Origin of the sequence: Streptomyces sp. NPDC006365 (assembly GCF_042870755.1) — a bacterium.
GTDB lineage: Bacteria > Actinomycetota > Actinomycetes > Streptomycetales > Streptomycetaceae > Streptomyces > Streptomyces xiangluensis.
Genome location: NZ_JBIAHS010000011.1, coordinates 32,835 through 44,714 on the forward strand (window position 1 = coordinate 32,835; position 11,880 = coordinate 44,714).

Genomic DNA, 11,880 nt, shown 5'->3' on the forward strand with positions numbered 1-11,880 from the left:
CGAAACTCAAACCCGAAGCCAAGTCCCCCGGTCCCGAGCCATCGCATGCAGCGCCTCGACATCCGCCGGCTTGAGCACACCCCCCGTGCGAGCCAGGGAAGCGACATCCACGTCCGAAAGAACGCGTACCTCACGCACCGGCGTCGCCACCGAGACGTGAGACGGCGCGAAAAGCGCCAGCACCGGATGCACCTCAGCTGTCAGCGCATACGACGCCCGGTCGGCAACAGACCGAACCCTCCGCAACAACGGCGACGGCTCGCGACGCCCCACCGTCACCATGGGATCAGCGACCAGCACCCGCTGCTTACGGGCGTACAGCGTATGGACGGCGAAAAGCCCACCAGGCCCGATCACCAGGTGATGAAGACGGTCGCCACCAGGAAGCGGAAGCGAATGCAGCGCATGCCACCCCGCGCCCTCCAGCTCATCAAGCGCCTCCCCCACCGTCAGCTCCGCCGCGAGCGCCCGCCGCCGAGGATCGGGCCGCAGCCGGTGGGGGGACGAGGGATCACGGTCCAGAGCTATCTGGAGGGCCTCACCGGGGCGGTTGGGGGCAAGGTCGTCGTCCGGGTGCAGGGTGAGCCGGACGAGCTCCGCGGGGGTCGGGACCGGCGGCGGCCCGACGGTCACAGGACCGCTCAGAAACGGGCCGAGCGCGTCGAGAACGTCCTCGCGCCGGTCGTCGCTGAGCAGGTTGACCCGGCCCGCCTCCCTGTCGTACCAGGCGACGTTCCTGCCGTCGGTGAGACAGACGTACAGCCGTTCCTGACCGTGCCGCCAGGTCGGTACAACGCGCAGTCCGCTCATGCACCATCACCCCAGACCATGGGAACAGGCGGGGTACTCCAGGGGCAAGAACCCAGTTACCTTTGTCACGACGTGAGCGGGAGGCGCCGTTGCAGCCCAGTAGCAAGCGACCCGGTGCGCCGGCCCCGGACAGCCCGTGGAGCGAGATCGTGCCCGGCCTGTGGATGGGCGGGCACGAGTACACAGGCCGGTCCGGTGGGTTGGAGTTCGCCGTCGTACGCGATGAGTTCGACCTGGTCCTGACGTTGCTCCGACTACCCGGTCACGGGCCCGACGACCACGTGGAACACCATGTGTGGCCGATCCCGGACGGCCCCCTGGACGGTACGCAGCTCGCGGGCGTCCTGCGGCTCGCGCGGACCGCGGGCGAAGGGCTGACGCAGGGCCGTCGGGTCCTGGTCCGCTGCTACCACGGCTACAACCGCTCGGGGCTGGTCGTGGCCCACGCCCTGATCAGCGCGGGCCGCACCGCCGACGAGGCGATCCGCCTGATCCGTAGCCGCCGCTCCCGGTGGGCCCTGCACAACGATCTCTTCGTGGAGTACCTGAAAACCGGCCTCGACACGGTCCGAGTCCTCGAGGAACTGGCCGAGTGACCAGCTGAGTCACGGAGCGTGAACTCCAGCCATGTAGCGGAATGGGCTTCCGCCGGAACACTGAATTGGCTCCGCGCTGGGAGCTCAGAACCGGAACGCACCCCGATGGCGCAGCAGGAGAGGCGACCCCCAAGGTCGACTCCTAGCGTGGCGATCAGTCACTACCAGTCACCCCTGCGCCCTTCAGGAGGCCCAGCCATGTCCCTGCGTTCCGCTGTCACCCGCCTCGGTATAGCCACCGCCGCCGTCACTCTTGCCCTCGCCACCCCCAGCCCCGCCCTCGCGAACGGCGACGACGACGGCACCGACTGGGGCGGCCGGCAAAGCCGCCAGGACGACCCCGACAACAACAGCAGCAACTCGGGCCGCCCGGACAGCAACGCCAACAACTCGGGCCGCCCCAACAACGACGCCAGCAACTCGACTCGCCCTGACGCCGGCAACAACTCTGACAGCCCCGACAACAACAGCAACAACTCTGGCCGCCCACAGAACAACAACAACTGGAGCCGCCCGGACACCAATGGCAACGACAACAACTGGAGCCGTCCTGAGAACAACAACGACTGGGGCCGCCCCAATAACCAAGACACAAACTCGGGCCGCCCCAACAACAACTGGAACCGTCCGGACGATCAGGACAACACCAACGACAACAACTGGGGCCGCCCAGACAACAATGGCGACGCGGGCCGCCCCGACAACCAAGACAACAACCAAGAGTTCACCGAGGGCCGTGTAACCGCCGTCGGCGGACTCACCCTCCGCGACAGGCCCACCCCCGACAGCAGAGCGATCGGCCTCGCTCCCCAGGGCTCGACCGTCCGCGTCTTCTGCCAGACGCCGGGCGCCACCGTCGACGGCAACCACCTCTGGTACCTCCTCGCGGACGGCGTCTGGGCCTGGGGCTCGGCCCGCTACATCGACACCTTCGGCCAAGTGCCCCGCTCGTGCTGAAGCCGGCATAACGCGGCCCCGCCCAACTCCCGCCGTACGCGCCCCCCGGCGCCGTCGGTTACGACGCCGGGCGGAGCCTGGCGAACTCGCGGCACTCGGCTCACCCGCTCACCGCGGCCGTTGACGACGGCTCCCGGACGAGTGCGGCAGGCAGGGCCACGTACGCCGTGACGCCCGAACCGGCGGTGGGGCGCAGCTCCACATGGGCACCGAGGCGGGAGGCGAGCGCGCCCACGACGTGGTGGCCGAGGAAACGTGTGGGTGCCGTGAGGAAGGAGCCGCTGCCGGAGAGCAGGGCGTTGGCTTCGGCCATGCGTTCCAGGGTCATGCCGATGCCGCGGTCGACGACCGCCAGGCAGTATTCGGCGCCGTCCCGCCAGCCGTAGACCTCGACCTGCTGTTGCGGCGGGCTGAACATCAGGGCGTTCTCGACGAGTTCGGCCAGCAGATGGGACAGCTCGGCGACGGCATGGCCGCGGATTCGGCAGGCCTCGACGTCGACGGCCGCCACCCGGCGGTACTGCTCGACCTCCGCGACAGCCGACTGCACGACCTCGGCGACGGTGACCATGCCCGGCCAGGAGCGGGCGGGAGCCTCCTCGCCGGCGAGGACGAGCAGGGACTCGGCGTTGCGGCGCATGCGCGTGGCCAGATGGTCGAGCTCGAAGAGTTCGGCGAGGGCGTTCGGGTCGAGTTCCTGGTTCTCCAGAGTGGTGATCAGGCCGAGCTGGCGCCTGAGCAGCGTCTGGTTGCGGCGGCCGAGGCTGGCCAGGGACTCGGTGCTGTTGCGGCGCAGGACGGCCTGTTCGGCGGCAAGGCCAACGGCGGTGTGCTCGACATTGCGCAGGGCGGCGGCCAGACGGGTGATCTCCCGTGCGGTGCCGGGGAGTTGGGGCCCACCTGGATCGTTCGGGCCGCCCGGATGGGGCGTGTCCGGGTTGGCTTCCTGGATGCGTTTGACGGCGGTCGGCAGTCGGGTGCCCGCGACCGCGTCGGCCTCGTCGGCGAGGGCTCCGAGGGGACGGGTGATGGAGCGCGCGGAGATGACGGCGAGCGCGGTGGCCACGGCGACGATCAGCGCGCCGAGCCCGAGGAAGCCGGCGAGTTCGCGAGTGGCCGCGGCGCCGCTGTCCTCCGCGACGGCGCGTACGTCGTCGCCGACGGTGCGCTGCACGTCGTGCAGATCGTCGACGAGGGTGGTCATGTCCCGCCACCAGCGGGCCGGGGCGACGTTCAGAGGTGAGCGGTCGGCACCGCGCTCGGCTTGCGTCTCGTAGCCGCCGACGCGCCGGGCGGCGGCCGTCTTGAAGGCGGCGTCGAGGTCGGACTGCTGGGTGGGGGTGGCGAGTTGGCGGAACTGGCCGAGCGCGGCGAGGCGGGTGGCACGGATCTCGGTGAAATCGAGGTACTCGCCGCCCCGGAAGCTCCCGGCCGCGAACACCCCGTTGAGCGAGCCGCGTTCAAGGGCCACGGCCTCGGTGGCGCGGGCCAGGGCCTGCAGGGCCTGGACGCCCTCGGTGATACGGCGCTCGCCATGGGCCGCGCCCGCGGACTCGGCGTCGATGAGGGCGGTGACGGCCTTCGTGTAGTAGGCCAGAGTGTCGGCCCGGTCGGCGGTACCGGCGTCGACGTCGGTACGGGTCGTGGAGAGGTCGGCGAGCGGCACTTGGGCATCGTCGAGGGCGGAGGCGGAGGCGTCCGGCAGATCACTGCTCTCCTGTGAGAGCACCGCTCGCAATGCGGAGTGGGCGTCGTCGGTGCGGTCCCGCTGCTTCCGCACGTCGTCCCGGTACTCCTCGGCACCGCCCAACAGCCCGTTGCTCAGCCCGCGTTCGCGTTGCAGCTCCCGTACGAGATCCTGCACCCGCAGCAGCACGCCCACCTGCGCCTCGGTCCCCCGCGCGGCGGACCAGTCGGCGGCACGGTCGGCGACGCCCAGCCCCGTCAGCACGAGCAGAAGGCAGGTCGGTACGGCCAGCACGATGGCCATGCGCCCACGGATGGAGTTCCAGCCGGGAAGGGCAGGAAGGGTGGGAAGTTTGGTCAGCACGTTCCCCGTCATGCCCCGCGAGGCTACGGGCGGGCCGGTGAGGCGGCGGTTTCCCGCCCGTAAGACATCGGTGCACAGGAACTCACCCTGCGCCAGAGGCAGTTGTGAGAAGAGGAGGGAAGGGGAAGTACGGGGATGGAAGGCGCGGCCCGCGACCACATCGCACACCCCGCCCGGCGAGACGGGTCCGTGCTCAAGGGTTGAGAAAGCCCTTGGGTACGCCGCCGAACCGACCTATCGTTCGGTTCATGACGCAACCCGCCGCGTACGAACTCGCCCAGATCAACATCGCCCGCCTCAAGGCCCCCCTGGATTCCCCTCAGTTGAAGGACTTCGTCGACGCCCTCGACCCGGTGAACGCGGTCGCCGACTCCTCGGACGGCTTCGTCTGGCGCCTGCAGAGCGACTCGGGCAACGCGACGGACGTCCCCGTCTTCGGGGACGACTGGCTCATCGTCAACATGTCGGTGTGGCGCGACACCAACGCCCTCACGGCCTTCATGTACCAGGGTCGGCACCGGGAGTTGCTGTCCCGACGCCGCGAGTGGTTCGAGAAGCTCCAGGAGGCGGTGACGGCTCTGTGGTGGGTCCCGCCGGGCCACCGCCCGACGGTCACGGAGGCCGAGTCCCGCCTGCTGCACCTGCGCACGAACGGCCCGACCCCGTACGCCTTCACCCTGCGCACGTCGTTCCCGCCGCAAGGAGCGGAGCCGGTGCCGGGGGAGGTGCCGGAGGGGTTGGGCTGCTCCGTCTAGGAGGCTCAGGCCTGTAGGTCCGGGGACTCCGAGGGGGGCGCGACTGACGGTCGGCGGTTGATGGCAGTGAGATCGATGGTAAGGGGAAACGGGACGGCCAGCTTCAGCCGATCGTGGTGGATGCCGGTGACGCTGTAGGTGTTCGTGGATCGATCGAGCTCGTAGGTGTAGACCACGGGCAGGCCCTCGCTCTCCTCCACCCGCCAGAAGTACGGAATGCCCGCTGCCGCATATTTGCGGGGCTTGACCTCACGATCACGTGCCATGGAGTCCTCGGAGACGACCTCGATGGCGAGGACGACGGCATCGGAGTGGTGCCAGGTCTGATGCGGTCCGGTAGCTGCGTCCGCCCGGTACACGAGGACGTCAGGCTCGGGCCGGTTGCGTCCGTCCAGCCTGACGCTGAACTCCCGATCGACGTCGTACGCATCCGGTGCCTGGCTGAGCAGGGCATACTCCAGAAGCCGGATCGTGCGCAGGTGAAAGCGGGTCTGCGGACTCACGAAGACAAGACTCCCGTCGATCAGCTCCGTGTGCGGAGGCAGGTTGGGAAGCTCGTCGAGGTCGTCCGCCGTCCAGCCACCCTCCGGTGGACGGACCCACTCGTAGTCCGCATCCACCCCGTAGTCGCGTGCGGCGCTCATGATTGCTCCCATGTGACGGAGTCTGCCTGGCACAGTCAGCGTACCCAGGGGAATATGCCGATTCGCCCGTCGATCGAGTGATCACTCCGCAGGGCGTTGACCCTCCTCGATCGCCCCCTCCACCTCCGCCACCCGCTCCCGCTCCTCCACCGCGAACCGCTCCGCGTCCAGTTTCTCCGCGACCTCCTCGTCCTGGGCCATCAGCAGGTCCAGGTTGGAGTTGCCCATCTCGAAGACGCCCATGTCGACGTACGCCTGCTGGAGGCGCTTGCCCCACAGGCCGATGTCCTTGACGCAGGGGACGATGCGGCTGAAGAGCAACTGGCGGAAGAGGGCGAGGAATTCGGACTGCTCGCTGTACTCCTCGGCCTCCGCCTTGGGGATGCCGAAGTTCTCCAGGACCTCGACGCCGCGCAGCCGGTCGCGCATCAGGTAGCAGCCCTCGATGACGAACTCCTCGCGTTCGCGCAGTTCGGCGTCGGAGAGTTGTTTGTAGTAGTCGCGCAGCGCCATACGGCCGAAGGCCACGTGACGGGCCTCGTCCTGCATGACGTACGCGAGGATCTGCCGCGGCAGCGGCTTGTCGGTCGTGTCCCTGATCATGCCGAAGGCGGCGAGAGCGAGGCCCTCGATCAGGACCTGCATTCCGAGGTACGGCATGTCCCAGCGCGAGTCGCGCAGTGTGTCACCGAGCAGCGACTGGAGGTTGTCGTTGACCGGATAGACCAGCTCGATCTTCTCGTGCAGGAAGCGTCCGTAGATCTCCGCGTGCCGGGCCTCGTCCATCGTCTGGGTCGCGGAGTAGAACTTGGCGTCCAGGTCGGGCACGGACTCGACGATCCGGGCCGCGCACACCATCGCGCCCTGCTCGCCGTGCAGGAACTGACTGAAGTTCCAAGAGGCGTAGTGCTTGCGCAGCTCGCCCTTGTCCCGCTCCGTCATCTTCGCCCAGTGCCGGGTGCCGTAGAGGGTGAGGGACTCGTCGGGGATGCCGAGCGGATCGTACGGGTCCACCTCCAGGTCCCAGTCGATACGCCGCTGTCCGTCCCACTGCTTGTCCTTGCCCTTCTGGTACAGGGCCAGCAGCCGGTCGCGTCCGTCGTCGTACTCCCAGCTGAACCGTGCCGCACCGCTCGCGGGCACCTGCCAGAGGGAGTCTCCGGGGTCCTGGGCGTAGAGGTCAAAGGTCGGCATGGTGCGCAGACTCTCGCGTGCTAGACGAAGTGTCAACAAGTCTCACGCAAGGGATTGACGAGCTTGCTGACAGGCGGTCTCATAAGCGTTGACCACCGGTAACTCCCTTGACCTGTCCGGATCTTCGAAGAGGTGGCTCGGCCATGACGACCGTGACGGAAGCCGATGCGCTCGCGGGTGCCCGCGATGCGCTCGGCCTGCTCAAGGACCGGGAACAGGTGGCCGCGCGGCTGCTCGACGCGTCCGCGAAGCACTCCTTCGACCCCGACAAGGAGCTGGACTGGGACGCGCCCTTCGAGGAGGGCAAGTGGTTCTGGCCGCCGGAACTGGTGTCGCTGTACGGCACGCCTCTGTGGCGGCGGATGTCCGAGGAACAGCGCATCCTGCTCTCCCGGCATGAGGCCGCGGCGCTGGCCTCGCTGGGGATCTGGTTCGAGATCATCCTGATGCAGCTGCTCGTACGGCACATCTATGACAAGGCGGCGACGAGTGCGCACGTGCGCTACGCGCTGACCGAGATCGAGGACGAGTGCCGTCACTCGAAGATGTTCGCCCGTCTCATCAGCCGGGGCGGCACCCCGTACTACCCGGTGAGCCGCCTCCACCAGAACCTCGGGCGCCTCTTCAAGACGATCTCCACGACCCCGGGTTCCTTCACGGCGACGCTGCTCGGTGAGGAGGTCCTCGACTGGATGCAGCGCCTCACGTTTCCGGACGAACGCGTCCAGCCGCTGATCCGGGGTGTGACGCGGATCCACGTCGTGGAGGAGTCCCGTCATGTGCGGTACGCCCGTGAGGAACTGCGCCGGCAGATGGTGACCGCTCCGCGCTGGTCCCAGGAGTTCACCCGGATCAGCTCCGGTGAGTTCGCCTGCGTCTTCTCCGTCGCGTTCGTCAACCCCGACGTCTATGCGAACGTCGGGCTCGACCGGCGCGAGGCGCTGGACCAGGTCCGGTCCAGCGGGCACCGGCGCGAGGTGATGCAGACCGGGGCCAAGCGTTTGACCGACTTCCTCGACGACATCGGGGTGCTCAGGGGAGCGGGGCGGCGCCTGTGGAGGTCGTCGGGCTTGCTGGCGTGACGGTTTCAGGGGCACGGGGCTGGGACACATGGGGCTCCGCCGCGATGGGGGTCGCCCGCTGATGGGGGTCCCCCCGCTCGAGCGAAGCCGAGAGTGGGGAGAAGCCGAGAGTGGGGGGAACGACCAGCCGCACACAACCCGCACCCGAGAACGAACCCCCTGCTCAACCTCCGGAGGGCTACGCTGGCCGATATGACCTCCGAGGCCCCCACCCCCGCATACCGGCGCCTCACAGTAGAAGAACGACGCGGCCAGCTACTCGACGCAGCGTTGGAGCTCTTCGCCCGACGGGTCCCGGAGGACGTGTCCCTCGACGATGTGGCGGAGGCCGCCGGGGTGTCGCGGCCGCTCGTGTACCGGTACTTCCCCGGTGGGAAGCAGCAACTGTACGAGGCCGCCCTGCGGTCCGCCGCCGAAGAGCTGGAGCACTGTTTCGCCGAGCCCCCGGAGGGCGCGCTGACGAAGAGGCTCGCTCGCGCGCTCGACCGGTACCTCGCCTTCGTGGACGAACACGACGCGGGGTTCAGCGCCCTCCTCCAGGGCGGGAGCGTCATCGAAACGTCCCGGACCACGTCCATCGTGGACGGCGTACGACGAGCCGCCGCCGACCACATCCTGAGTCACCTGGACGTGAAGGAGCCGGGCCCACGGCTCCGGATGACCGTGCGGATGTGGATCACAGCCGTCGAGGCCGCCTCGCTCATCTGGCTGGACGAGGACAAGGAACCGCCGCTGGACGAGTTGCGCGACTGGCTGGTCGAGCAGTTCGTGGCCTGTCTCGTGGCGACCGCGGGACGCGACCCGCAGACCGCCGGCGTCGTACGGGCCGCGCTCGCGCTGGAGAACGCCGAGGGAGCGCTCGGCTCGCTGGTCCGCCGGGTGCTCCCCGTGGTGGGCGACGCCCCGTTTGTGAGACTGGCCCCGTGAAGAGCGAAGACACTCCGTTCGTGGGCGGGCCTCTCGACGGCCGCGTACTGCCCGTGCTGCTCGGCATGACCGGGCACCCGCCGAAGGTGTACCGGGTTCCGGTCCCGGACGCGGCGGGCGGTCCGCCGACGGTTCTCGTCTACCGGCGCGTACCGTCGGTGCAGGGCAGAAAGCTCGCCCTGCACCCGGGGTGGAAGTACGAGTTCGACCCCGAGGGCGACAAGGGCGGCAAGCTCAAATGGCCGTGGTCCAAGCCGGAGACCACACCGGACACCAAGCCAGACGCCACGCCGCACGGCAGGCCCGACGACGCCGACGAGTGACCGCCTTGAGCCGAACCGACCACTGCCCGCGCGAGCGCGACGCAGCCGTCTGATGCTCGCGGTACGGGGTGGAGGGGCCACCTCGTACCGGAGGTGAAGACGTGTCAGGAAGGCTTCTGCGTCTGGTCTGTACGGCGGCGATCGCGACCGGCGCAGTCATCTCACCAGCACCGGGACCCGCACCCGCGGCAGCAGCGGCGGAGCCCGGCGAGTCCGGCGAACGGCCCGTCGCCGAGCTGCTGACAGACCTTCAGCGCCTCTACCGGGAAGCCGAGAAGGCCACCGAGACCTACAACGCCACCGAGGAGAAGCTGAAGAAGCAGCGCGCCCAGGTCGCGAAGCTGAACCGGCGGCTCGCCAGGGCCCGGCTCTCCCTGCACGACAGCCGCAGCGCCGCCGCACGGCTCGCCCGGCAGCAGTACCAGAGCAGCACCGAGATCTCCCCGTACGTACGCCTGCTCCTCGCCCGCGACCCGCAGCACGCCCTCGACCAGGCGCATGTGATCCGGCAGCTCTCCAAGCGGCGGGCCGAGACGGTGCAGCGGCTGACCGGGAACGAGAAGAAGACCGACAGGCTCGCCCGCGCCGCCCGCAAGGCCCTCGACGGCCAACTCACCCTCGCCGAACGGAAGAAGAAGGACCGTGACGCCGTACGGAAGCGCCTCGTGGATGTCGAGAAACTGCTCGCCTCCCTCACTGCCGACCAGCTCGCCGAACTGGCCGAGCTGCAGAAGGCCTCGGAGGCCGAGGCACAGGAGGAACTCGTGGCCTCCGGCGCACTCGGCAGCAGAGCGCGCCCTCCCTCACGGAAGGGCGAGGCGGCGCTGCGGTACGCCGTGGAACAGATCGGCAAGCCCTACGAGTGGGGCGCCGAAGGTCCGCACACGTACGACTGCTCGGGGCTGACGTCCGAGGCCTGGGCGTACGCGGGGCAGACCGTCCCGCGTACCAGCCAGGAGCAGTGGGAGCAGCTCGACAGGGTGCCGCTGAACGAGCTGCGTCCCGGGGACCTCGTCGTCTACTTCCCCGAGGCCACCCACGTCGCCCTCTATCTGGGCAACGGCATGGTGGTCCACGCGCCCCGGCCCGGCGCGACGGTCAAGGTCTCACCGCTCGCGGCCAACCCCGTCCTGGGCGCGGTCCGCCCGGACCCGGCCGGGGAGCCCCTGCGGCAGTACACGCCACCGAAGCTCCCCCCGGGCGCGACGGACGGGTCCGACGAGGGGTACGAAGGCGAGAACTACGAGGGCGAAGGCTCCGAGGGCGAAGCTCCTTCGGCGGCTGCCGCGCCCACGACCGACGCCAGATAGGCCTCGGTCTTCTCGGGCTCATAGAAGAAGTTCTCGTAGTCGGCCGGGTCGTTGAAGCCGTTGGCGAAGCGGTCGGCGACCGGCGGGAGCTGGCCCGCGGCGCCGATCAGGTTCAGGACGTGCTCCGGCGGTGCGCCGAGCATCGCGTTGGTCCACTTGGTGACGTACTGGGCGGTGTCCCAGTAGCGCTCGAAGGTGGCCCGCATCCAGGCCTCGTCGAAGGGCTGATCACCGTGCGAGAGGATCGAGTCCAGGTACGAAGCGGCGCATTTCGAGGCGGAGTTGGAGCCCTGGCCGGTGATCGGGTCGTTCGCCACGACCACGTCCGCGACGCCCAGGACCAGTCCGCCGCCGGGGAGGCGGCCCACGGGGTTGCGGACGGTGGGGGTGTAACGGCCGGACAGCGTGCCGCCTGCGTCGGTCAGCTCGACCTTGGTGGCCCGCGCGTACTCCCAGGGCGTGAACTTCTCCATGAGTTCCAGGGTCAGGGAGAGGTGTTCGGCGGGGTCCTTGACGCCCTGGAAAACGTCGAGCGGGCCGCCGGGTATGCCCTCCCAGAAGAGGATGTCGGCACGGCCGGAGTTGGTGAGGCAGGGCATGACGAAGAGTTCGCCGACGCCGGGGACCAGGTTGCAGCGGACCGCCTCCATGTCCGGGTGCTCCGGGCGCGGGCCCAGGCCGTGGACGTACGCGACGGCCAGCGCGCGCTGCGGCTCGGTGTACGGGGAACGGGCGGCGTCCCGGCCGAACATGGAGACGAGCTCGCCCTTGCCCGCCGATACCAGCACCAGGTCGTACGTACGGGAGAAGTAGTCGAGGTCCGACACGGCCGCGCCGTGGATGACGAGCTGACCGCCGCGCTGTGCGAACGTCTCCATCCAGCCGGCCATCTTCATGCGCTGGTCCACGGACTGCGCGTACCCGTCGAGCCTGCCCATCCAGTCGATCGCCCGCTGGGTGGGGCCCGGGTCGTGCGAGCCGGGGGCGGCGACCGAGACACCGAGTCCTTCGATCTTCGGGGCCTGGGACTCCCAGAAGTTCAGCTGGAGATCGCGCTCGTGCTGCAGGGCCGTGTGGAACATGCACTGCGTGGACATGACGCGGCCGGCACGGATCTCGTCCGCCGTCCGGTTGGACATCAGGGTGACCTCGTACCCGTTCGACTGGAGTCCGAGGGCGAGCTGGAGTCCGGACTGACCGGCTCCGACGACGAGTATCTTCCGCATGCGGGT

Annotated in this window: 12 protein-coding genes; 7 read left to right on the forward strand and 5 right to left on the reverse strand. The window is 69.1% G+C overall.

Features of this window, described 5'->3' with window-relative positions; translation table 11 throughout:
- Nucleotides 1–6: 6 nt before the first annotated feature.
- Nucleotides 7–810, reverse strand: a complete 804-nt coding sequence (locus ACFYO0_RS27370) for a nuclease-related domain-containing protein (RefSeq protein ID WP_388681105.1) — start codon at nt 808–810, stop codon at nt 7–9.
- Nucleotides 811–974: 164 nt separating this feature from the next.
- On the opposite strand from ACFYO0_RS27370, the gene ACFYO0_RS27375 reads away from it, so the two are divergent.
- Both ACFYO0_RS27375 and ACFYO0_RS27380 read left to right on the forward strand, forming a co-directional pair.
- Complete coding sequence (locus ACFYO0_RS27375; RefSeq protein WP_388681610.1) at nt 975–1,406, forward strand: protein phosphatase; 432 nt, start codon at nt 975–977, stop codon at nt 1,404–1,406.
- A 198-nt stretch (nt 1,407–1,604) separates the two neighbouring features.
- Entirely contained in the window at nt 1,605–2,363 is a 759-nt protein-coding gene (locus ACFYO0_RS27380; RefSeq protein WP_388681108.1) for an SH3 domain-containing protein, read from the forward strand.
- 100 nt (nt 2,364–2,463) lie between these two features.
- On the opposite strand, the gene ACFYO0_RS27385 is transcribed toward ACFYO0_RS27380, so the two are convergent.
- On the reverse strand, nt 2,464–4,425 hold the full coding sequence (locus ACFYO0_RS27385; protein ID WP_388681111.1) for a nitrate- and nitrite sensing domain-containing protein: 1,962 nt from the start codon (nt 4,423–4,425) through the stop codon (nt 2,464–2,466).
- A 236-nt stretch (nt 4,426–4,661) separates the two neighbouring features.
- On the opposite strand from ACFYO0_RS27385, the gene ACFYO0_RS27390 reads away from it, so the two are divergent.
- On the forward strand, nt 4,662–5,168 hold the full coding sequence (locus tag ACFYO0_RS27390) for a DUF3291 domain-containing protein (protein WP_388681114.1): 507 nt from the start codon (nt 4,662–4,664) through the stop codon (nt 5,166–5,168).
- Nucleotides 5,169–5,173: 5 nt separating this feature from the next.
- Here the strand turns inward: ACFYO0_RS27390 and ACFYO0_RS27395 are convergent, their stop codons facing one another.
- Nucleotides 5,174–5,812 carry a Uma2 family endonuclease gene (locus ACFYO0_RS27395; protein ID WP_388681117.1) on the reverse strand — a complete coding sequence of 213 codons (639 nt, stop codon included), beginning with the start codon at nt 5,810–5,812 and terminating at the stop codon, nt 5,174–5,176.
- A gap of 81 nt (nt 5,813–5,893) precedes the next feature.
- Nucleotides 5,894–7,006 (reverse strand): ferritin-like domain-containing protein, encoded by a 1,113-nt coding sequence (locus ACFYO0_RS27400; RefSeq protein WP_388681120.1) that lies wholly within the window; start codon nt 7,004–7,006, stop codon nt 5,894–5,896.
- 143 nt (nt 7,007–7,149) lie between these two features.
- Between ACFYO0_RS27400 and ACFYO0_RS27405 the strand changes: the two genes are divergently transcribed.
- The 4 genes from ACFYO0_RS27405 (at nt 7,150) to ACFYO0_RS27420 (ending at nt 10,648) form a co-directional block, all read left to right on the forward strand.
- Nucleotides 7,150–8,088: a diiron oxygenase gene (locus ACFYO0_RS27405; protein WP_388681122.1), complete on the forward strand. Its 939-nt coding sequence runs from the start codon at nt 7,150–7,152 to the stop codon at nt 8,086–8,088.
- A gap of 192 nt (nt 8,089–8,280) precedes the next feature.
- Nucleotides 8,281–9,015, forward strand: coding sequence for a TetR/AcrR family transcriptional regulator (locus tag ACFYO0_RS27410; RefSeq protein WP_388681124.1), 735 nt, complete (start codon nt 8,281–8,283; stop codon nt 9,013–9,015).
- Nucleotides 9,012–9,338: a hypothetical protein gene (locus ACFYO0_RS27415; RefSeq protein WP_388681127.1), complete on the forward strand. Its 327-nt coding sequence runs from the start codon at nt 9,012–9,014 to the stop codon at nt 9,336–9,338. The genes ACFYO0_RS27410 and ACFYO0_RS27415 overlap by 4 nt, the downstream gene beginning before the upstream one ends.
- Nucleotides 9,339–9,439: 101 nt before the next feature.
- A complete protein-coding gene (locus ACFYO0_RS27420; protein WP_388681130.1) occupies nt 9,440–10,648 on the forward strand; it encodes an NlpC/P60 family protein in 1,209 nt (402 codons plus the stop codon).
- Here ACFYO0_RS27420 and ACFYO0_RS27425 read toward each other — a convergent pair.
- On the reverse strand, nt 10,579–11,874 hold the full coding sequence (locus ACFYO0_RS27425; RefSeq protein WP_388681132.1) for a styrene monooxygenase/indole monooxygenase family protein: 1,296 nt from the start codon (nt 11,872–11,874) through the stop codon (nt 10,579–10,581). The genes ACFYO0_RS27420 and ACFYO0_RS27425 overlap by 70 nt on opposite strands.
- Between the last annotated feature and the right edge of the window lie 6 nt (nt 11,875–11,880).

Bases quoted from the DNA above. Each gene is read 5' to 3' on its own strand.
- ACFYO0_RS27370 (WP_388681105.1), bottom strand. From the start codon at position 810: ATGAGCGGACTGCGCGTTGTACCGACCTGGCGGCACGGTCAGGAACGG.
- ACFYO0_RS27375 (WP_388681610.1), top strand. From the start codon at position 975: ATGGGCGGGCACGAGTACACAGGCCGGTCCGGTGGGTTGGAGTTCGCC.
- ACFYO0_RS27380 (WP_388681108.1), top strand. From the start codon at position 1,605: ATGTCCCTGCGTTCCGCTGTCACCCGCCTCGGTATAGCCACCGCCGCC.
- ACFYO0_RS27385 (WP_388681111.1), bottom strand. From the start codon at position 4,425: ATGACGGGGAACGTGCTGACCAAACTTCCCACCCTTCCTGCCCTTCCC.
- ACFYO0_RS27390 (WP_388681114.1), top strand. From the start codon at position 4,662: ATGACGCAACCCGCCGCGTACGAACTCGCCCAGATCAACATCGCCCGC.
- ACFYO0_RS27395 (WP_388681117.1), bottom strand. From the start codon at position 5,812: ATGAGCGCCGCACGCGACTACGGGGTGGATGCGGACTACGAGTGGGTC.
- ACFYO0_RS27400 (WP_388681120.1), bottom strand. From the start codon at position 7,006: ATGCCGACCTTTGACCTCTACGCCCAGGACCCCGGAGACTCCCTCTGG.
- ACFYO0_RS27405 (WP_388681122.1), top strand. From the start codon at position 7,150: ATGACGACCGTGACGGAAGCCGATGCGCTCGCGGGTGCCCGCGATGCG.
- ACFYO0_RS27410 (WP_388681124.1), top strand. From the start codon at position 8,281: ATGACCTCCGAGGCCCCCACCCCCGCATACCGGCGCCTCACAGTAGAA.
- ACFYO0_RS27425 (WP_388681132.1), bottom strand. From the start codon at position 11,874: ATGCGGAAGATACTCGTCGTCGGAGCCGGTCAGTCCGGACTCCAGCTC.